Raw genomic sequence first — 21,037 nt, 5'->3', positions numbered from 1 at the left:
GTGGCCCACGTCAGTTTCGGCCCGTTCGGAACCGTGGACTGCGTCGCCGTCCCAGCCAAATAAGAACAATCTAGGGAAGGAAGGCCAAGGTTCATGGACGTTTCGAAAGCGCCCGTTCAACTTCAGGAAGGGCCATCCGAGAAGATCGGCCGCTATCGCTGGATCGTCGTCAGCCTGTTGTTCGCGGCGATGGTCATCAACTATGTCGATCGCCAGACGATCGGCCTGTTGAAGGCCGACCTCTCCAAGGAATTCGGCTGGAACGAGACCCACTACGCCGATCTCGTCTTCTACTTCCAGCTGGCCTACGCCGTGGCCTACCTGGTCTGGGGCAAGATCATGGACAAGATCGGGGCCCGCTGGGGCTTCGGCGTCGCGTTCCTGATCTGGCAGGTCGCCCACATCGCCCACGCCGGCGCGGCGGGCTTCGCCGGCTTCGTGGCCGCGCGCATGGGCCTTGGCATCGGTGAGGCCGGCGGTTTCCCCGGCGGCATCAAGGCCGTGGCCGAGTGGTTCCCCAAGAGGGAACGCGCCTTCGCCACCGGCCTGTTCAACGCCGGCACCAACATCGGCGCCATCGTCACCCCGCTGGTCGTTCCGGGCATCGTGCTGGCCTTCGGCTGGCAGATGGCCTTCATCGTCACCGGCGTCGCGGGCCTGGTCTGGCTGCCGATCTGGCTGCTGGTCTATCGCCGTCCGCGCGAGGCCAAGGGCCTGTCCTCGGCCGAGCTGGCCCATATCGAGCAAGATCCGGCCGACCCCGTCGAGAAGATCGGCTGGGCCAAGCTGCTGACCAAGCGCGAAACCTGGGCCTACGCCCTGGGCAAGTTCCTGATCGACCCGATCTGGTGGATGTTCCTGTTCTGGCTGCCGGACTTCCTGGGCAAGCGCTACGGCCTGGACCTGAAAAGCTTCGGCCCGCCGCTCATCGCCATCTACCTGCTGTCGGACGTCGGCAGCGTGGCCGGCGGCTGGATGTCGTCGACGCTGATGAAGAAGGGCGCGACCATCAACAAGGCCCGCAAGCTGACCATGCTGGCTTGCGCCCTGCTGGCCGTGCCGGTGATGTTCGCCTCCTACGCCAATTCGGTGTGGCTGGCCGTGCTGATCATCGGCGTCGCCACCGCCGCCCACCAGGGCTTCTCGGCCAACCTCTACACCCTGCCCTCGGACGTCTTCCCGCGGGGCGCGGTCGGTTCGGTCGTTGGCATCGGCGGCATGCTCGGCGCCTTCGGTGGCATGGTGTTCTCCAAGTACATCGGCAAGGTGCTGGACAGCATCGGCACCTATGCGCCGATCTTCCTGGTCGCCGGCAGCGCCTATCTGGTCGCTCTCCTGGTCGTGCACCTGCTGACGCCCAAGATGGAGCCGGTGAAGATCTAGCCTCCCTTCACGGGAACGCGATCCGGGCCGGGGAGAAATCCCCGGCCCTTTTCGTTTAGAACCGGGTCATGCCCCACTCACGCACCCTGAACGTGGCCTTGGTCGGCTATGGCTATGTCGGCAAGACCTTCCACGCGCCGCTAATCGCCGCCTCGCCGGGATTGGCCCTGTCGGTGGTGGTGTCCAGCGACCCGGCCAAGGTCGCCGCCGATCATCCGGACGTTCGGGTCGTCCGCGATCTCGACGTGGCCCTGGCCGATCCCGCGATCGACCTCGTGGTCATCGCCACGCCGAACGCCCTGCACGCGCCCCAAGCCCTTGCGGCCCTGGCAGCCGGCAAGTCGGTGGTGGTCGACAAGCCGTTCGCGCTCAGCGCCGCCGAGGCGCGGACGATGGCCGACGCCGCGCGGCGCGCGGGCAAGCTGCTGACCGTCTTCCACAATCGCCGCTGGGACGGCGATTTCCTCACGCTCAAGCGCCTGATCGCCGAGGGGAAGCTGGGCGAGATCGTGCAATACGAGAGCCATTTCGATCGTTTCCGCCCCGTGGTCCGTGACCGCTGGCGCGAGCGGGCCGGACCGGGCGCCGGCGCCTGGATGGACCTTGGTCCGCACCTGCTGGACCAGGCGCTGGTCCTGTTCGGCGAGCCGCTGGCGATCTCGGCCGACATCGCGATCCAGCGCCCGGGCGCGGGCGCCGACGACTATTTCCACGTGGCGCTGCGTTATCCCACCCTGCGCGTCATCCTGCACGGCAGCCTGTTGACCGCCGCCAGCGACCTGCGCCTGGCGGTTCATGGGACCAGCGGGAGCTTCGTCAAGCACGGCCTCGACCCGCAGGAGGCGCAGCTGAAGGCCGGCTTGGTCCCGGGCTCGCGGGACTATGGCCGCAACCACCGCCCCGGCGTCCTGACCACGGTCGAGAACGACCTTCGGATCCACGCCGAGGTCGAACCCGAGCCGTCCGACTACCGCGCCTTCTACGCAGGCGTTCGCGACGCGATCATCGCCGGCGCCCCCTCGCCCGTGCCGATCGAGGAGGCCCTGCGGGTGATGGACCTGCTGGAGCTGGCCCGGGAGGCCAGCCGCCAGAGGCGCGAACTACCGACGAGCGCCTAGAACGCCTTAGTCAGGTTCAGCCCGTACTGCCGCGGCGGACCGGCGTAGCGCAGGCCCGAATTGATCGCGGCGATATAGGTCTGGTCGGTCAGGTTGGTGGCGTAGGCCGCCACCCTCCAGTCGCCCTTCGCCCAGGTGACCAGGGCGTTGACGATATCGCGCGCCTCCAGCCTGTCGCCCAGCGCCGCCTTGTTGAAGATCGTCGTATAGGCCGAGCCGATGTGGGCGTAGTCCAGCCGGGGCGTCAGGGTCGCGCCACCACCCAGGCCGAAGGTGTATTGCGCGCCGGCGTGGAAGGTGAAGCTCGGCGCATAGGCCTGGCGGTTGCCGCCCAGGTCGGCGCAGTTGGCGCTGGCCGGCCCGCTGGCCGGATCGCAGGTTCCGGTGCGGCTCACGCGCGGATCGGCCCCGTAGAAGCCGCCCAGCTTGGAGTGCGAGACCGAGACCGCAACGTCGAAGGCGGCCCGCCCCAGCAGCGCCTGGGCCGACCCTTCGAGGCCGTACAGCTTGGTGTCGCCGCGGACGTTCTGGATGCGGTTGATCTGCGGGTACTGCGGGTCGCCGATATTGACCTGGAAGCTCTTGTAGACGTTGTAGTAGACGCCCAGCTGGGTGCGCACGCGGCCGCCCGCCAGGGTCGATTTCCACCCGGCCTCGTAGTCGGTCAGGTTCTCCGGCGCGAAGGCCTTGGCCGGCTGATAGAGGTTGGGTCCGTTCAGCCCGCCCATCTTGTGGCCCGTCGCCACGAAGCCGTAGACGAAGTTGCGGTCGTCCAGCTTCCAGTTCAACGTGACCTTGCCGGTCATCTTGTCGTCCTTGACCTTGGCGTTCTGCAGCAGCACGACGCCGAACTGCGGATAGGTCGTGTAGACGTCGTCGTTGGTCGACACCGAATGGGCGTAGCGCGCCCCGACCTGCACCTGCAGGCGATCGCTGAGGTCATAGCTGACCTGGCCGAACGCCGCCGTCGTCTCCTTCGGCGTCTTGCCCCACAGATAGATGTCCAGGACGTTCTCCGGGAAGCCGATGCGGTAGGCGCCGGTCGGATAGGTCGCGGCCGGGAACTCGACCTCGTCGTTCTGGTAGTACAGGCCCAATAGCCAGGTCAGGCGCTGTTCGCTGGGCGAGAGCAGGTTGAACTCCTGCGACCAGACCTCCTCCTTCACCGTGTCGTAGAAGGTGTTGTTGAGCGCGCTCGTGCCGTCCAGGTCGGTCGAGAACTTGGCCGTGCCGTTCTGATAGCCGGTGATCGACCGCAGCATGACGCCGTTGTCGAAGGTGTAGCTGGCGTTCAGCGACGAGCGCACGAAGGTGTCGTGGGCCGAGTTGGGGCCGTTGCTGGTGATCTTGAACGGGTCGTTCTTGGAGAGGGCCGGATCGGCCGGATAACCGCCCAGGTCGATGTCGTTGTAGTCGGCCTTCAGCGTCACCTTCAGCGCCGAGCTAGGGGTCCACAGCAGGCCCAGGCGGACGCTGTTGCTGTCGACGTCGCCGGGATGGCCCTTGTAGGGGCCGGTGATGTCCCAGAAGCTGTCGCGGGTCTCGTGATTGAAGGCGATCCGGCCCGCCAGGGTGTCGCTGATCGGCAGGTTGACCGCGCCCTGGGCCTTGAAGTCCTTGTAGTTGCCGACCTGGGCGTGGACATAGCCGTTCACGCCGCGAAAATTCGGATCCTGCGAGCGGATGAACACCGCCCCGCCCGTGGCGTTGGCCCCGGCGAAGGTGCCCTGCGGACCGCGCAGGATCTCCAGGCTGGCGAGATCGTAGTAGGGCTCGGTCTGGAAATAGCCCGGGAACGCCGCCACCCCGTCGCGATAGGTGATCACCCCCACGCCGACGGCGGTCGTGGCCTCGGACTTGCCGATGCCGCGCACGTTGAAGAAGTTGCCCTGGCCGAAGTTCTGCACCGTCACCGACGGGGCGGCGAACTGCAGCTGATCCAGGGAGGTGACGGCCTTGTTCTTCAGGTCGTCGGCGCTCAGCACCGTGGCCGCGACCGCCGTGGTCTGCAGGTTGGTCGTCCGACGCTCGGCGGTGACCACCACCTCGCCCAGCACGGCGGCCTCGTCCTGCTTGGCCTTGGTCGAGCCCGACTCGGTCCCGGCCGTCTGGCCATGCGCCGCGCTGGTCCACAACAGAATGGCGGTCGACGCCGACAACCAGAGCTCACGCCTCATGGTCTATCCCCTCTTGGATGCTTCCTCCGGCGCTCTGGCGGCGCCCCGAACCGCGACCGTCCCATCAAACCGACCGAACGTCAATATTCACGCTAACGATAGTGAATGTATGGTCTGACCATAGACCCTAAAGGGGTGGCCCACCGCGCGAAAAGCAGCTTAAGGTCGTGGCCATGCGCACCGCCCTGCTCACCGCCTCCGCCGCCCTGGCCGCCGCTCTGGTCGCCTGTGGCCCCGCCCCCGCTCAGCCCGGCCCCGCGTCCGACCAGACCGGCTCGCCGGTGGAAACGCGGCCGCCCAACGCGCCAGAGCAGAAGCCGGCCTTCGCCAACCAGACCCGCGCGCCGGGCCTGAACTCACACACGGTCGGCCAGTATCAGGTGCTGGCCAGCGGCCTCGACCATCCGTGGGGCATGACCTTCCTGCCGTCCGGCGAGATCGTGCTGACCGAGCGGGCCGGCCGCCTGCGCGTCTTGGCCAAGGACGGCCGGCTGTCGCCCGCCGTCTCGGGCCTGCCGGCCGTGTTCGCCGAGGGCCAGGGCGGCCTTCTGGACGTGACCTTGGACCCCGCCTACGCCAGCAACGGCCTGATCTACTGGAGCTATGCCGAGCCCGACGGCGGCGTGAACGGCACGGCCGTGGCGCGCGGCAAGCTCGTGCTCGGCGCCGCCCCGAAGCTGGAGAACGTCCAGGTCATCTGGCGCCAGGCGCCGAAGATGGACAGCGCCCTGCACTTCGGCGGCCGCCTCGTCTTCGCACCGGACGGCAAGCTGTTCGTCACCACCGGCGAGCGCTCGATCCTGGAAGGCCGCGTCCAGGCGCAGCACCTGGACGCCACCCTGGGCAAGGTGATCCGCATCAACGCCGACGGCTCGATCCCGTCCGACAATCCCTTCGTCAAGACGCCCGGCGCCAAGCCCGAGATCTGGTCGCTGGGCCACCGCAACCTGCAGGCCGCCGCCCTCGATCCCAGCGGCAAGCTGTGGACCGTGGAGCATGGGGCCAAGGGCGGCGACGAGCTGAACCACCCCGAGGCGGGCAAGAACTACGGCTGGGCCGTCGTCACCTACGGCGAGGAATACTCCGGCAAACCGATCGGCGACGGGATCACCCAGAAGGATGGCTTCGAGCAGCCGGTCTATTATTGGGATCCGGTGATCGCCCCCTCGGGCATGGCCTTCTATCAGGCCGACCTGTTCCCCGCCCTGAAGGGCAGCGTGCTGATCGGCTCGCTGAAGGAGCAGCATGTCGACCGCCTGGTGCTCAAGGACGGCAAGGTGGTCGGCGAAGAGCGCCTGTTCACCGACATCGGCGGCCGCGTCCGCGATGTGTCGGTGGGCCCCGACGGCGCGATCTACGTGCTGACCGACGATGACGACGGCAAGTTGATCAAAGTGATCCCGAAGGGCTGAGACAACCCGATCGCAAAGTGCGTTGCACCGCGTCCACAATGGATTAGGTAGCAAGCCTAGCGCTCGCGTGGGGGAAGGCAGTTTGGGTAGAAACGCTGGACGGTCTCGCGGCCCAACGATCATCGACGTGGCGGCGCAGGCGGGCGTTTCGCCCATGACGGTGTCGCGCGTGATCAATGATCGCGCCGGAGTCGGCCCCGAGACGCGCGCCGCGGTGAACGAGGCCATCCGTGTCCTGGGCTACACGCCCAACATCACGGCGCGGAACCTGGTCACCTCGACCGAGCTGAAGATCGGAGTGGTCTACTCCAACCCCAGCGCCGCCTTCATGAGCGACTTTCTGACCGGCGTCTTCGAGGAAGCCTCGATGCGCGGCGCGCGCCTCATCCTGCTCAGGGGCGACGCCGCGGGACCGCCGTCGGAGGCCGCGCTCCAGGGCCTGGTCGCGTCCGGCGTCCGCGGCGTGATCCTGGCTCCGCCGCTGGGCGAATCCCCCCTGGTGCTGGATGTGCTTCGCAACGCGCGATTGCCCATGGCGGCTGTCGGCGCCTATCGCGTGGACGGCGCCATCTGCGTGCGGATCGACGACCGGCGCGCGGCCTATGAGATGACCCGCCAGCTGATCGCGCTCGGCCATCGCCGACTGGGTTTCGTGCTCGGCAATCCCGACCAGGCCGCCAGCGCCGAACGCCTGGCGGGTTTCCACGACGCGGTTCGCGAAACCGACGATGTGAGCACCACCATCGCCCAGGGCGACTTCAGCTTCACCTCGGGACTGAGGGCGGCCGAGCAGTTGCTCGACGATCCCTCCCCGCCGACCGCGATCTTCGCCAGCAACGACGACATGGCCGCCGCCGTCGTTTCGGTCGCCCACCGGCGCCATCTGGACGTCCCGGGCGAGTTGGCGGTGGCGGGCTTCGACGACACCTCGGCGGCGGTGACGCTGTGGCCGCCGCTGACGACCGTGCGTCAGCCGGTTCGCGAACTGGCGGCCGAGGCGCTCGGCCTGGTCGCGGGGGAGATCGGCGGCCTGGAGCCTCCCCTGGCCGAACGCGATGATCATGTTTTCGACCATCAGATCATCACGCGACTGTCGACGGCGCCGCCTCCGAACGATCGGCCATAAGACCTGCACGCCACCACCGCGCGAAGCGGCGCCGCGCAGAATGATAACGTTATCACTCACATTTCGACTCGCTTGAGCGCCGCACGGAGGCGTTCATCCGGCGTAGACGCGCCAGAATCCCGGCATCAACGGCTCCGCTTGACCAAATCCACGCCGAGACGCCTGTAATATGTCGGAGTATTGACAGCTCTCAAGGGTCGCCCTATCCACTCAAAAGGTAACGTTACCATCGCGGTTCCGCACCGCCTGGAACGCCACAAGAGAAGCACGCTCGCGCACGACGCGGGCGGCAAAGGGAGGGACGAAAATGAACACCAGCAGACGCGCGACGTCTTCGCGGCGAAACCTGATCCTGACATCGGCCAGCGTCGGCCTGTTGGCCGCCATGCTCGCCAGCCCGGTCCTGGCCCAGAGCGGCGAGGCCAAACCCGCCTCCGACGACGTGGTCAGCGAGATCGTCGTCACCGGCACCCGGATCCAGACGACCGGCTTCACCGCCCCGACGCCGACCTCGGTGATCGGCGAGGCCCAGATCCAGAACAACGCCCAGCCCAACATCTTCGCCACCATCGTCCAGCTGCCGTCGCTGCAGGGGTCGAGCGGTTCGGCGACCAACACCTTCAGCACCTCGAGCGGCCAGCAGGGCCTGAGCTCGTTCTCGCTGCGCGGCCTTGGCACCATCCGCACCTTGACCCTGCTGGACGGCCAGCGCGTGGTCGGCGCCTACTACACCGGCGTCACCGACGTCAGCCTGTTCCCGCAACTGCTGATCCAGCGCGTCGACGTCGTGAACGGCGGCGCCTCGGCCTCCTACGGTTCGGACGCCGTGGGCGGTGTCGTCAACTTCATCACCGACACCCGCTTCACCGGCCTGAAGGGCAACGTCCAGGCCGGCATTTCGAAGTACAACGACAATGAACAGGGCCTGGTGCAGCTGGCCGGCGGCCGCAGCTTCGCCGGCGACCGCCTCCACCTGGTCGGCAGCGTCGAATGGGCCAAGGAAAATGGCGTCGGCCCCGGCGACTTCGGCCTGGACCTGGCGGGCGATCGTCACTGGTTCACCCAGACGACGATGATCAATCGCAACGTCACCAACGACGGCTCGCCGCAGTACCTGATGCGCGACAACGCCCAGCCCTACGCCTACACCAAGTACGGCCTGATCACGGCCGGGCCGCTGCAGGGCATCGCCTTCGACCAGAGCGGCCAACCCTTCCAGTTCCAGTATGGTTCGGGCGGCGTGCCGTCCAAGACCGCTGGGGGCGCCGTCACCGGCTGCCTGCCGGGCTTCTGCGTCGGCGGCGACCTGTCGGGCAACGTCGACAGCGGCCGCACGCTGCAGTCGAAGATCGAGCGCAAGGTGGGCTACGGGCGCATCGGCTACGACTTCGCCGAGGGCAACGAAGCCTACGTCTCGTTCAACCTGGGCCAGGTCAAGACCAGCAACCAGCCCGTCAACGGCATGAACCGGACCGGCCTGACCCTGCAATGCGCCAATCCGTACCTGCCGACCTCGGTGCGCGACGCCTGCGCGACCGCCGGCGTCACCAGCTTCCAGTTCGGCACCAGCAACGCGCTGCTGCCCAACACCAAGGTCCACACCGATCGTCGCCAGTACCGTGTCGTCGCGGGCCTGAAGGGCAAGTTCGCCGCGTTCAATTCCGACTGGAGCTACGACGCCTACTACGAGCACGGCGTCAACAAGACCGCCATCGACGTCGACCACATCCTGCTGACGCCGCACTTCAACCAGGCGATCCAGGCCACCATGCTGAACGGCGCGATCGTCTGCGCCGATCCGGTGGCCCGCGCCAATGGCTGCCAGCCGCTCAACATCTTCGGCGGCAAGCCGCCCTCGGCCGCGGCGCTTGAATATGTCCAGCCCGCCGCGGGTCCGTTCCAGCGCCTGCGCATGACCCAGGACGTGGCCAGCCTGAACTTCTCGGGCGCGCCGATCGACCTGTGGGCCGGTCCCCTGTCGGTGGCCTTCGGCGCCGAATATCGCCGGGAGTACTACACCGTCCGCGCCGACCCCTACGGCGCCGGCGTCGCCGATCGCAGCCCCAACGGCGGCAGCTATCCGGCCGATCCGCTGATGTCGAACCTCGGCAACAACTGGCACGCGGGCAACTACAAGAACGGCGACGGCGTCTACAACGTCAAGGAAGCCTTCCTGGAAATCGACCTGCCGCTGTTCGACAACGACAAGGCCGGTCGCGCCAACTTCAACGCCGCGGCTCGGGTTACCGACTACAGCACCTCCGGCACGATCTGGACCTGGAAGGCGGGCGGCACCTGGGACACGCCGATCGAGGGCCTGCGCTTCCGCGGCGTGACCTCGCGCGACGTGCGTGCGCCCAACCTGTCGGAACTGTTCGCCGCGCCGGTCACCACGACCCTGCCGAACTTCTTCGACCCGGCGAACAACCGGAACGTGGTGGCGATCCAGAACGCGGTCGGCAACCCGAACCTGACGCCGGAAATCGCGCGCAACTCCCAGATCGGCGTCGTGCTGGCCAACCCGTCCTGGCTGCCGGGCTTCAGCGCCTCGTTCGACTACTACAAGATCAAGGTCGACGACGTCGTCTCCAGCCTGGGCGCGGCGCAGATCGTCGACTACTGCTTCCGCAACATCCTGCCGCAGACCTGCAGCGCCTATAACCTCAACAACACCGCCGGCCCCAACTACATCAACGTCCAGTCCTTCAACCTGGCGTCGATCAAGACCAGCGGCTTCGACATCGAGGCCAGCTATCGCTGGCGCCAACCCCTGGGCCTGTCGGGTAACTTCACCCTGCGCGCCCTGGCCACCCACATCCGCGACTTCTGGACCGACACCGGCCTGCCCGGCACGGTTCCGGTCGACTCCGCGGGCGTGAACCAGGGCAACACTCCGAACTGGAAGTGGCTGGCGATCCAGAGCTACGAGAACGACCGCTTCAGCCTGACCCTGCAGGAGCGCTGGTTCACCGACGGCAACTACGGCAACCAGTACGTCGTCTGCGCCCCGGGAACCTGCCCGGTCTCGACGGCCAACGCCCCGACGATCGACAAGAACTTCATGCCGGGCGCGTTCTACATGGACGTCGGCGGGACCTACACCATCCGCCAGGACGTGACGGCCTACTTCAAGGTCGACAACCTGTTCGACCGGGATCCGGCCAAGTCGCCGAACTACGCCAACCCGGCGCTCTACGACATCGTCGGCCGGATGTACCGCGCCGGCGTCCGCTTCAAGTTCTGATGATCGTCCAGCGCGGCGTCGGCCTGGCCGGCGCCGCGCTTCGGACCGCCTTTCGCAAAAAAAGGTCTGGCCCAAGCTTTCGGGCCAGGAAGGAGTTAGTCGCGTGAACGGACATCAGGACCCCGAGCCACCCCGCTTGACCCCGGCGCAGAGGCGGGTGCTCGCGGGGGTCAACAGCGGCCTGCTCAACAAGCAGATCGCCTACGACCTCGGCATCTCGGAAGCGACGGTCAAATCGCACATGACCGCCCTGATGCGTAAACTCAAGGTCCGAAACCGCACGCAGGCGGCCATGGCCGCGCGCCGCATGACCCTGGTCGTGAGCCACGGGCTGGACGGACACGGATAGCTTTTCCAGCTTGGCCAGAGCGGCCGCCTCATACGCTTGCCGTCGCGCTGTCACCGGCCGCCCTCGCGGACCATCCGACACACGGCGAGCGTCGATCGCGCGACACCCCCTGCGCACCATGAGGCGGCCGCCCTGGCCCTTTTTGAACTTCTCTACTCAGACAAATTGCACAGGACATTCTCGTTGAAGCAGCCGCTTCGCCCACACATCCTGTGAAGGCGGCTAAACCGCCGAGCTAGGACAGAGTGAACTTGACCCTGATATTTGTCTGACTAAAATTCCTTTCGCGACCGCTCGAAATCGACGCCGCGACGACAGAATATTCCAGCCGGAGGCTGTCGCGAGCCGCCGACGCGGTCCCCGCGGAAGATCCCGGCGCTTCCTGGGGAAACGCAATGCTCAAACTCGCCCGGCCGTTGGCCACAACCGTCCTGGCCCTGGCGATGGCCGGACCCGTCCTGGCTCAGACCAAGTCGGAAGCGCCGATCACGGTGCGGATCGATGCGGGCGCGCCGGGCGCGAAGATCGACCGCAACATCTTCGGCCAGTTCGCCGAGCACCTGGGCACGGGCATCTATGGCGGGGTCTGGGTGGGCAAGGACTCGCCCATCCCCAATGTCCGCGGCATCCGCACCGACGTGGTCCAGGCGCTGCGCGCCATCAAGACGCCCAACGTGCGCTGGCCCGGCGGCTGCTTCGCCGACGAGTATCACTGGCGCCACGGGATCGGCCCGGTCGAGAACCGCCGCAAGACGATCAATTCCAACTGGGGCGGCTCGGTCGAGCCCAACACCTTCGGCACCGACGAGTTCATGGACTTCGTCGAACAGATCGGCAGCGAGGCCTATGTCTCGGTCAATCTGGGTTCGGGCACAGTGCAGGAAGCGGCCGAGTGGGTCGAATACATGACCGCCGACCCGGCCACGACCGCCGGCAAGGAGCGCGCCGCCAACGGTCACCCCGCGCCCTACAAGGTCAAGTATCTGGGCCTTGGCAACGAGAGCTGGAGCTGCGGCGGGGCCATGCGCCCGGACTACTACGCCGACGAGATGAAGCGCTACGCCCGCTTCGTGCGCAACTACAACCCCAAGCAGACCGGCGCCGAGGCGATGCAGCGCATCGCGGTGGGCCCCAACCAGGCCGATCCAGCCTACACCGAGGCGGTGATGGCCGCCCAGAAGTCGCATGACTGGGCCTGGAACATCGAGGGCCTGTCGCTGCACTCCTACACGACCGGCGGATGGCCGCCGTCCTACTCCAGCACCAAGTTCGACGAGACCGCCTACGCCAAGCTGCTCAAGGAAACGCTGGGCATGGACGACCTGGTCGCCAAGCACTCGGCGATCATGGACAAGTACGATCCGGAAAAGAAAGTGCCGCTGGTCGTCGACGAATGGGGCGTCTGGCTGGCCCCGCTGGAGGGGACCAACCCCGGCTTCCTGGCCCAGCAGAACTCGCTGCGGGACGCCATCGTGGCGGCGCTGAACCTCAACATCTTCGCCCGTCACGCCGACCGGGTCCGCATGACCAACATCGCCCAGATGATCAACGTCCTGCAGGCGATGATCCTGACGGACAAGGACAAGATGGTCCTGACGCCGACCTACCACGTCTACAAGATGTACGTGCCCTTCCAGGACGCCACCTTCGTGCCGGTGAGCTTCGACGCGGGAACCTACGTTCAAGGCGACATCAAGCTGCCCCGTGTCGACGCCATCGCCGCGCGCGACGCTCAGGGCAAGCTCTGGCTGGCGGTGACCAACCTGGATCCGGCCAAGCCGGTCACCATCCAGGCCGCGCTCGCCGGGGCCAAGGCCAGCGGCGCGAAGGGCCAGTTGCTGACCGCGCCGCGCGTCGACGCCGTCAACACCTTCGAGGCGCCCGAAGCCGTCTCGCCCAAGGCCTACGCGGCCAAGGCGAGCGCCGGCGGCCTGGATCTCAAGATCCCGGCCAAGTCGATCCTGGTCGTCCAACTGGAGCCTTGATCTCCGAGAGCGCGCCCTTGGCGCGGCCAAGAAGGTCCGGGCCGCCACGACCGTTGGCGGCCCGGCTATATTTGTCTTTTCCGAGACCCTTGTCTTAAGGCCGCGCGGGTCCGCGACCCTCGACTATCTGCCAACTTGCCAAGCCTGGCCACGTTGCGCTTATTGGGGCCCCGCCCACAGGAGCCCTCCAACCATGCCGACGGAACCGGACGAAAAGCCGATCACACGGTCGGCCAGAGGGTCTGGTCGACGTTTGCGCGGGGCCGTGGCGCACTATCTCGGCACGGCGATCGTTTCGGGCCAGATCGCGCCAGGCGAAACCCTGAGCGGCGAGATCGCCAACGCCGAGGCCCTGGACGTCTCGCGCAGCGCCTATCGGGAAGCCGTCCAGGTCCTGACCGCCAAGGGTCTGGTGGAGAGTCGCCCCAAGGCCGGCACCCGGGTCCTGCCGCGCAGTCGCTGGAACATCCTGGACCCCACCGTCCTGGCCTGGGCCTTCGCTGCCGAACCGGACGTGGCCTTCGTGCGCGACCTCTTCGAGCTGAGAGCCGTGGTCGAGCCGGCCGCCGCGCGCTTCGCCGCCGAACGGCGCGACAAGGACGACATCAAGGCCATGAAGGACGCCCTGGCCGGGATGCGCCGCCACACCCTGGCCACCGAGGCCGGCCGCGCCGCCGACCGCGCCTTTCACGACGCCCTGCTGCGCGCCACCCACAACGACGCGATGATCGCACTGAGCGCCAGCATCAGCGCGGCGGTCAGCTGGACCACCGAGTTCAAGCAGCGCTCACGCGCCCTGCCCCGCGACCCGGTTCCGGATCACGCCAAGGTCTGCGACGCCATCGCCGCGGGCGATCCCGACGCCGCCAGCGCCGCCATGCGCGCGCTGGTCGACCTGGCGCTCGAGGACACCCGCTCGGCGATGTAACCGCGATCAGGGCTTGCTGAGCGTGAAGCTGTCGACGTCCAGCCGTCCTTCGCCGCCCTGGGGGTTGTAGCAGAACAGGCCGAACTGCTCGCCCTGGAAGGTGCCCGTCCGCCAGTCGAAGGCCAGGGGGAAGTCGCCGGGCATGGCGGTCCAGGTCTTGCCGTCCAGGCTGTACCGCAACGCCGTCTTGTCGGTGGTGAAGTCCATCTCGACGGACAGCCACAGGTCCGCGAGCGGGATCGTCCGCGTCTCGCCCTGCGGGGTGGTCTTGGGCCCCTGCTGGGTGCTCTCGACCAGCCGCGTGGAGAGCGCGCCGCGCCCGTCGGCCGTACGGGTGACGACCAGCTGGCTGGAGAACTTGCCGAACGTGCCAAGGCCGCAGGCGTCGCCGGCCGCCAGTCCCCGAACATCCAGCTTGGCCACGCCTCGGGCGCGAGGTCCCTGGCCCTTCTGCACGAGGGTGTTGCGCGCGGTCCAGAATTGGTCGCTGGCCGTGGCCTTCAGGCGCAGATAGCCCGGCCGTTCGCTGAGCGACCAGCGGGCGTCGTCGGGATTGTGATTCCACTGCCACTGCCGGCCCAGCACGCGGGCGCTGAAGTCGTCGGAACTGGGCGGCTCGACGAAGGCGCCGCCGGGGATCGGCTTGGCGGCGACATCGGGCACGCGTCCCGGCGCCTCGGGCGTCCCCCACACCGGCCAATCGTCCTGCCAGAACACCGGACTGATATTGGTCACCCGGCCGATCGCGCCGGCGTCGCGCATGACGAAGCCGTACCAGCCGCCGTCCGGTAGATCGACCAGCGCGCCCTGGTGGCCGCCGGTGGTGTCGTCGATCTGGTCGCGCGTCTCCCACGGCCCGGTCAGGCTGCGAGCGCGCGAGACGGTCAGGGCCAGGCGTCGGGGGATAGCGTTGAAGAGATAGTACCAGCCGCCCCGTTTGATCAGCTTCGAGCCCTCGGCGCCCCTGATGTAGTGGATCTTCTGGGCGCTTGAGACGGCGGTCAGGTCGGCGTTGAGGGTCAAGAGGGTGATCGTGCCGTCCGCGCTGCTGGCGGTGGCGATATAGGCCTTGCCGTCGTCGTCGAAGAACAGGGCGGGATCGAAGGCCTCGCGGTCCAGTTCGCGCGCGGTCCAGGGCCCGCGAATGTCGCTGGCGGAATAGATCCGGGTGTTCCGCCCCACCGGCGTGACGACGATGTAGAAGCGCCCGCCGTGGCGACGCAGGCTAGGGGCGTAGACGCCGTGGCGATAGTCGCCGCCGTCGGCCAGGTCGTACTTGGGATTGCCGGTGAGCTTCGGCATCACATGGCCGGCGATGTCCCAGTTCACCAGGTCCCGCGAGTGCAGGAGGGTCAGGCCCGGCGTGTTCAGGAAGGTGGTCGAGGCGAAATAGAAATCCTTCCCGACACGGATGATGTCGGGGTCCGGATAGTCCGCGTAGAGCGGCGGGTTGTGATAGGTCCCCTGTCCGCTGTCCGAACGCCAGACCTGGGCGCGGGCGTCGGCCGCGCCCAGGGCCAGCCCAGAGACAATAGCCAGCAACACCCGGCTCAAGGCTTTCGACATTCCATCCTCCCACCGACCCGGGCGCGCGCCATCGTGTCGGACCAATTGGTCGTGCATCACCGCTTCAGCGCCGCCTCGCCCCAGGTCACGGGGACGGGATGGCGTTGGCCGCGCGCGGTGCTGGCGACCAGCTCCACCAGGCCGACGCCGGCGATATCGGCCGCCAGCGCCTGCGTCGGCTGCCCCCGCTTCATGGGGCGCGAGCGCGCCAGCAGCTTGCCGTCGCCATAGACCAGGAAGGTCACGACCTGATCGGCGTCCTCGCCGGAGTCGTCGACCCCGACATCGGCCGAGAACCGCTTGAAGCCCGGGTTGCGGACCTCCAGGCGCGAATTGGCCAGCACGCCCAGACCCGTGTCGAACCGGCGTCCCGCGACGGCCAGTTCCTGGTCGTACGGGGTCCGGTCAGCCTGGGCGCCGCCCCAGCCGCCATAGCGCGGCGGCTCGCCAAACCCACGGCTGCCGCGCCAGGGCAGCAGCGCGCGGTGGATCAGCGGATCGGCCTGCGGCGTCACCACGCCGTCGACCGCCGGGTTCACCGCTCCCGGCAGCTCGGACAGGAACATCCCATCGGTCAGCCGGCGCTGGCCATGCGCCGCGAACAGCAGCGTCTGACGCGGCTCCAGCTGGAACTTGCGCTCGCCGCGGAACTTCAGCGCCTCCTGGGTCCACAGGTTGGTGAGGTCGATATCGGCGTCGGCCAGGAACTTCAGGTGCTGGGCCGTCAGGATGGCCTGGATCGGCGCCGAGGTCCTGTTGAGGATGGCCACGGCCTTGTCGCCGCTGGCCAGCGTCTTGACGAAGATCGCGATGTCGCCGGAGTCGAAGGCCAGGACCGCCTGGTTGCCGCCCGGATCCTGATTCAGGGCGATCACCGGCTTGGCGCCCAGGATCTGCAGCAGCTCCGGCGAGGCCGTCCTCAAATCGTAGCCGATCAGCAGCGGCGCATTGACCATCGCCCACAGGGAAAAGTGCGAGCGCGCCGCCTCGATGTGCTGGGCGTCGAAATCGCCCTTGCCGACATACAGCATGTCCGGATCGTTCCACGTCCCGGGATGGGCGTAGAGCGGCCGCCGCGAGACGCTGTCCAGATTGTGCAGCATGCGGCTCCACGTCGGCGAGATGTCCTCGCTGGTGCGCGAGATGGCGCCGACGTCCTTGCCCCAGGCGCGCACGTCCGCCGCGCCCCACAGGCACAGGGAATAGATGAAGTCGCCATCGGGATTGTGCTTGTCCAGCGCCTTGCCGACTTCCTCATAGAGGCCGCGCACGGCGGCGATGTCGGTGCGGCCCAGCGAGTCGACATCGACCAGCGGACCCAGCGCCCGATACTGGCCGGACTTGACCTTGGGATCGTCGGGACCCAGGCCCCGCACGCCGCAGCCATCGACCTTGATCAGGTCGAAGCCCCACTCCTGGAAATAGAGCGCGATATCCTGGTCGACGTGGCCATAAAGGCCGACCTCGCGCTCGGCCACGCTGCCCTCGGGCTGGTTGGGGAAGGTCGAGGTGAACACCTGGCCGCAGCTGTTGCGGCCGATGTCGGAGTAGATCCCCGCCTTCAGCCCCATGCCGTGCAGCCGGTCGGTCAGCGGGCGGAAGCTGGTGTCGCCGTTGGCGGTAGCCGCCGAGGGGAAGCGGGCGGCGCGGATCAGCATGCGCCCGTCGCTCGTCCGGCGCTTGAGCCACCAGCCGTCGTCGATGTTCACATAGCGATAGCCCTTGGCGGCCAGGCCAGTGTCGACCAGCGCCTGGGCCGAGCCCATGACCTTGTCCTCGTCGATGTCGCTGGTGAAGGCGTTCCAGCTGTTCCAGCCCATCGGCGGGGTGCGCGCGGCGGGGCGGTCATAGGCGCTCCAGCGGCCGGTGGGCGCCAGGCGGTCGGCGGCGGTCGCGGCGGTCGAGCAAGCCAGGGCGATCGCCAGGGCGGCGGCGCCGGTACGGAGAGTGCGGATCATCTAGCGCGTCCCGAAGTCCAGGTTCTGGCTGAAGAACGGCAGCACGTGGTCCTGGAACCTGGTCGGGACGTCGCTGGTGTGATCGCCGGGATAGATCTCGAAGCTGTTGGCCAGGCCGTAGCGGTCAAGCGCCTCGTGCAGCTTGCCGGCGTCGGCCTTCAGTCCGTCCCGGTCGCCGACGTCGATGGCGATGGCCTTGTAGCGACGCAGCGCCCCGACATACTGGTCGACGAAGGCCAGGGGCGCGTTGGCCGCCCACTTGGCCAGCACGTCGGGCCGGGGCGCGCCGTTCTCGACCGGAAGATCCAGATAGAGCGGCGGCTTGGCGGGATTGGGCGACCAGGCGGCGGCCGTGGCCAGCTGGGCGCGCAGGCCCCAGGGCAGCTTGGCGGCCTCCTCCAGCGACTTGACGTTGGCCAGGGCCGTGGCGGCGTCGCCATTCAGCGGACCCGCGTCGCGCGGCGACAGGCAACAGGGGCTCATCATGTAGAGCGCGCCGAACACGTCGGCGTGGCGCATGCCGATGCGGCTGGCGCCGTAGCCGCCCATCGAATGGCCGACCAGGCCGCGGCTCTCGCGCCGGGCCAGGGTGCGATAGTGCTGGTCGACATAGGCGACGAGATCGCGCGACACGAAGGTCTCGAAATCGCCTGTCGTCACCGAGCTGGAATACATCGAGCCGTTGTGGATGGTCTTGCTGTCGGGGAACACCACGATCATCTCGCGCGCCCCCTTGGCGAAGGCGCCCTCGATGGTCTGCGGCGCGTGGATCTCGCTGGTCCATTGCTGGGCCCCGATCGAATAGCCGTGCAGGGCATAGATCACCGGATAGTGCTGCTTGGGATGGCTGGCGTAGCCGGGCGGCAGCATGACCAGCACCTCGCGGTCGGCGCTTTCACCCTCGAGATTGCCCTCGATGGCGACGGAATGGACCTTGATGCGCTGGACGGTGGCGGGCTTGGCGCCGGCGACGGGCGGCGGGGCCTTGGTGGTCACCTGGGCGCTGGCGCCGACCGGCGCGGCCAGGGTGAGCGATAGGGCCAGCATCGCCAGCAGAGGAGCGGCGCGGCCTGCGGGCGCGCGCGTCTGGCGTATCGTCATGAAACCTCCCCATCCGCGCATTGTCGATATTGCGTCGCGCGACTTGTTAACGCTACCATTTGTCTGCGTAAATAAAGGCGTGTCAACCGGCTCGCCTCGATGGCTGTCGCCGTCGGGGCGTTGGCCGGGGGCGCCAAGGCTGTTCGCGCCAATGAACTCGCGAAAACCCCGCCCGTCCAGGCGGGGTCATAAAATGACAGAGTAATGAGGGAGGAACGAATGCGTTATCGAGGGATGCTGGCCGCCTGCGCCAGCTGGATGATCGCCGCCTCGGCCGGGGTCGCCGCCGAGCCTGTCCGTGTGACGATCGACGGGAGCCAGCGCGCCGCGGCGGTCACCAAGTACGAGTACGGCATGTTCATCGAGCCGATCGGCGGGCTGGTGGCGCGCACGCTGTGGGCCGAGATGCTGGACGACCGCAAGTTCTACTATCCGGTGGTTCCCGAGGCGCTGGACAAGCCGCCGCCGATGAACGCCGAGGGGCGGCCCGGGGTCAGCTATCGCAAGTGGCGGCCGATCGGCGGCGACGACGCGGTGATCATGGACGCCAAGGACGCCTATGTCGGCGCCCAGACCCCACGGGTCGTCGTCGACGCGGCGGTTCGCAAGGGCTTCTCGCAGGCCGGAATCGGCCTCGCCAAGAACAAGCGCTACGACGGCTATCTGTGGCTGTCGGGCGACGCGGGGGCCAAGGTCGAGGTGGCGCTGGTCTGGGGCCCCGGTCCCGCCGACCGCCAGGTCGTCGCCCTGCCCGCGCCCGGCGCGACCTGGTCGCGCGCGGCGTTCAGCTTCACCCCCGCCGCCGACGCGACCGACGCGCGGCTGGAGATCACCGGCCTGGGATCCGGCGCCTTCCGGGTCGGGACGGTCTCGCTGATGCCGGCCGACAATATCCGCGGCTGGCGCGCCGACACCACCGCCATCGCCCGGTCGCTGAACTCGGGCATGTGGCGTCTGCCCGGCGGCAACTTCCTGTCCGACTGGGACTGGCACAGCGCCATCGGCCCGCGCGACAAGCGCCCGCCGATGTTCGACTACGCCTGGAGCGCGATGCAGCCCGACGACATCGGCATGGACGAGTGGATGGATCTGACCAAGATCATCGGCGTCGAGCCCTATGTCACCGTCAACGCCGGCCTGGGCGACGCCAATTCGGCCGCCGAGGAGGTCGAGTATCTGAACGGGCCGGCCACCAGCGCCTGGGGCTCGCGCCGCGCCGCCAACGGCCATCCCGAGCCCTATGGCGTCAAGTTCTGGAACATCGGCAACGAGCCCTACGGCTGGTGGCAGATCGGCAAGACCTCGCTCGAGTACTTCATGATCAAGCACAACGCCTTCGCCGAGGCGATGCGAAAGGTCGATCCCAGCATCACGTTGATCGGTTCGGGCGCCATGCCCGACCAGGGCCATCCCAAGGGCACGAAGGAGAACGCCTCCCTCGAGAGCGTCCTGCCCAAGTTCGGCGGCGAATGGGACTGGACGGGCGGGCTGCTGGCCAGGTCCTGGGGCAATTTCGACGGCATTTCCGAGCACTGGTACGACCAGCCGGAAAAGCGGCCCGACGCCCCGGCCGACGCCGAACTGATGGAATACGCCCGCTCGCCGTCCAACCAGGTCCGCATGAAGGCCGAGCAGTGGAAAATCTACCAGACGCGCTTTCCGGCGATGAAGGACAAGAACATCTTCCTGTCGATCGACGAGTTCGCCTATTTCGGCCAGGTCAATCTGAAGTCGGCCCTGGCCTACGCCATGGTGCTGCAGGAGATGCTGCGCCACACCGACTTCCTGACCATGAGCGCCTTCACCACCGGGGCCTCGACGATGGACATCACCCCGACCGACGCCGTTCTCAACACGACGGGCCTGGTCTTCAAGCTCTACGGCGAGCACTTCGGGGCCGGCGTCGTTCCGGTGGCGGTCGGCGGCCAGGCGCCGCAGCCCGATCCCCGCTTCCCGGTCGGCTTCAACCACCCGAAGGTCAAGGCCGGCAGCCCGACCTATCCGCTGGACGTCATCGCGGGCCTTAGCCCGGACGGCAAGTCGCTGCGGGTCGGCGTCGTCAACGCCACCTTCACGCCCCAGACCGTGACGCTGGACCTCAAGGCCCTGGCCGTGAAGGGCGCGGGCCGCAAGTGGGTGCTGAGCGGGCCGTCGCTGGACGCGCAGAACAAGGTCGGCGCCCCGGCCGGGGTCACGGTCACCCAGAGCCCGGCCCGCGCCGGCCGCAGCCTGGTCGTCTCGCCGACCTCGGCGACGGTGTTCGAGTTCGCGATCCAGCAGCCCAAGTCGTAGGGCTCTGAAAAGGCGTTCCGGGCGCTGGCAAGCCAACGCCCGGAACACTCTAAGTGGATCGACATTCAAGGCGGCAATTGAAGCCTATAACCTGCCTTCCTGGGCCTCGTGCCCAGGACCCATGCCGGCGACAGGCTGAGCCGTTGAAGCGAGGCGGAGTTGAACGACCCGGGACGCTGGTCAAACCTAGCTGCTACGGAACGATGGATCCTGGGCACGAGGCCCAGGAAGGCAGGAATTGTTCGCCATTCTGAATGTCGAGCGACCTCAGACGCCGCGTAGCATCCGCATGGCGATGGCGCGGATACGGCCATAGGCGCCTTGCGCCAGCGGTCCCAGCAGGCCATGGCGCTCGGGCGGCAGGTGCGCCAGCGGGTGCCCCCGCGTGCGGAAGACGT

The 21,037-nt window shown here is 67.7% G+C and carries 13 protein-coding genes; 9 read left to right on the top strand and 4 right to left on the bottom strand.

Features of this window, described 5'->3' with window-relative positions:
- Window positions 1-93: 93 nt before the first annotated feature.
- Both VJ655_RS01950 and VJ655_RS01945 read left to right on the top strand, forming a co-directional pair.
- On the top strand, window positions 94-1,383 hold the full coding sequence (locus VJ655_RS01950; protein ID WP_324097699.1) for an MFS transporter: 1,290 nt from the start codon (window positions 94-96) through the stop codon (window positions 1,381-1,383).
- Between the two features lie 68 nt (window positions 1,384-1,451).
- Window positions 1,452-2,501 (top strand): oxidoreductase, encoded by a 1,050-nt coding sequence (locus tag VJ655_RS01945; RefSeq protein ID WP_324097697.1) that lies wholly within the window; start codon window positions 1,452-1,454, stop codon window positions 2,499-2,501.
- Here VJ655_RS01945 and VJ655_RS01940 read toward each other — a convergent pair.
- Entirely contained in the window at window positions 2,498-4,678 is a 2,181-nt protein-coding gene (locus VJ655_RS01940; RefSeq protein ID WP_324097695.1) for a TonB-dependent receptor, read from the bottom strand. The genes VJ655_RS01945 and VJ655_RS01940 overlap by 4 nt on opposite strands.
- A gap of 173 nt (window positions 4,679-4,851) precedes the next feature.
- On the opposite strand from VJ655_RS01940, the gene VJ655_RS01935 reads away from it, so the two are divergent.
- The 6 genes from VJ655_RS01935 to VJ655_RS01910 all read left to right on the top strand — a co-directional run bounded on the left by VJ655_RS01935 (window position 4,852) and on the right by VJ655_RS01910 (window position 13,722).
- Complete coding sequence (locus VJ655_RS01935) at window positions 4,852-6,090, top strand: PQQ-dependent sugar dehydrogenase (protein ID WP_324097701.1); 1,239 nt, start codon at window positions 4,852-4,854, stop codon at window positions 6,088-6,090.
- A gap of 127 nt (window positions 6,091-6,217) precedes the next feature.
- Window positions 6,218-7,216 (top strand): LacI family DNA-binding transcriptional regulator, encoded by a 999-nt coding sequence (locus tag VJ655_RS01930; protein WP_324097694.1) that lies wholly within the window; start codon window positions 6,218-6,220, stop codon window positions 7,214-7,216.
- Between the two features lie 307 nt (window positions 7,217-7,523).
- Window positions 7,524-10,460 (top strand): TonB-dependent receptor plug domain-containing protein, encoded by a 2,937-nt coding sequence (locus VJ655_RS01925; protein WP_324097692.1) that lies wholly within the window; start codon window positions 7,524-7,526, stop codon window positions 10,458-10,460.
- A gap of 103 nt (window positions 10,461-10,563) precedes the next feature.
- The gene (locus VJ655_RS01920; protein ID WP_324097690.1) at window positions 10,564-10,809 is read left to right on the top strand and encodes a response regulator transcription factor; all 246 of its coding nucleotides are present in this window, start codon (window positions 10,564-10,566) and stop codon (window positions 10,807-10,809) included.
- 395 nt (window positions 10,810-11,204) lie between these two features.
- Entirely contained in the window at window positions 11,205-12,794 is a 1,590-nt protein-coding gene (locus tag VJ655_RS01915) for an alpha-N-arabinofuranosidase (RefSeq protein ID WP_324097688.1), read from the top strand.
- Window positions 12,795-12,987: 193 nt separating this feature from the next.
- Window positions 12,988-13,722 (top strand): FadR/GntR family transcriptional regulator, encoded by a 735-nt coding sequence (locus VJ655_RS01910; protein WP_324097686.1) that lies wholly within the window; start codon window positions 12,988-12,990, stop codon window positions 13,720-13,722.
- 6 nt (window positions 13,723-13,728) lie between these two features.
- Here VJ655_RS01910 and VJ655_RS01905 read toward each other — a convergent pair whose 3' ends face one another.
- Genes VJ655_RS01905 through VJ655_RS01895 form a run of 3 tightly spaced genes read right to left on the bottom strand, consistent with a single transcriptional unit; the run spans window position 13,729 to window position 18,347 of the window.
- Window positions 13,729-15,288 carry a glycoside hydrolase 43 family protein gene (locus tag VJ655_RS01905; protein WP_324097684.1) on the bottom strand — a complete coding sequence of 520 codons (1,560 nt, stop codon included), beginning with the start codon at window positions 15,286-15,288 and terminating at the stop codon, window positions 13,729-13,731.
- A gap of 56 nt (window positions 15,289-15,344) precedes the next feature.
- A complete protein-coding gene (locus tag VJ655_RS01900; RefSeq protein ID WP_324097682.1) occupies window positions 15,345-17,246 on the bottom strand; it encodes an NPCBM/NEW2 domain-containing protein in 1,902 nt (633 codons plus the stop codon).
- Complete coding sequence (locus VJ655_RS01895) at window positions 17,247-18,347, bottom strand: alpha/beta hydrolase (RefSeq protein ID WP_324097680.1); 1,101 nt, start codon at window positions 18,345-18,347, stop codon at window positions 17,247-17,249. It lies immediately after the preceding gene.
- Between the two features lie 219 nt (window positions 18,348-18,566).
- Here VJ655_RS01895 and VJ655_RS01890 point away from each other — a divergent pair, with 219 nt between their 5' ends.
- Window positions 18,567-20,639, top strand: coding sequence for an alpha-L-arabinofuranosidase C-terminal domain-containing protein (locus tag VJ655_RS01890; protein ID WP_324097678.1), 2,073 nt, complete (start codon window positions 18,567-18,569; stop codon window positions 20,637-20,639).
- Window positions 20,640-21,037: the final 398 nt, after the last annotated feature.

It is taken from the genome of Caulobacter sp., from assembly GCF_035254145.1.
Classification (GTDB): Bacteria; Pseudomonadota; Alphaproteobacteria; order Caulobacterales; family Caulobacteraceae; genus Caulobacter.
Note: the sequence above shows the minus strand (reverse complement) of the source record. Positions and strands in the feature narration are given on the sequence as shown.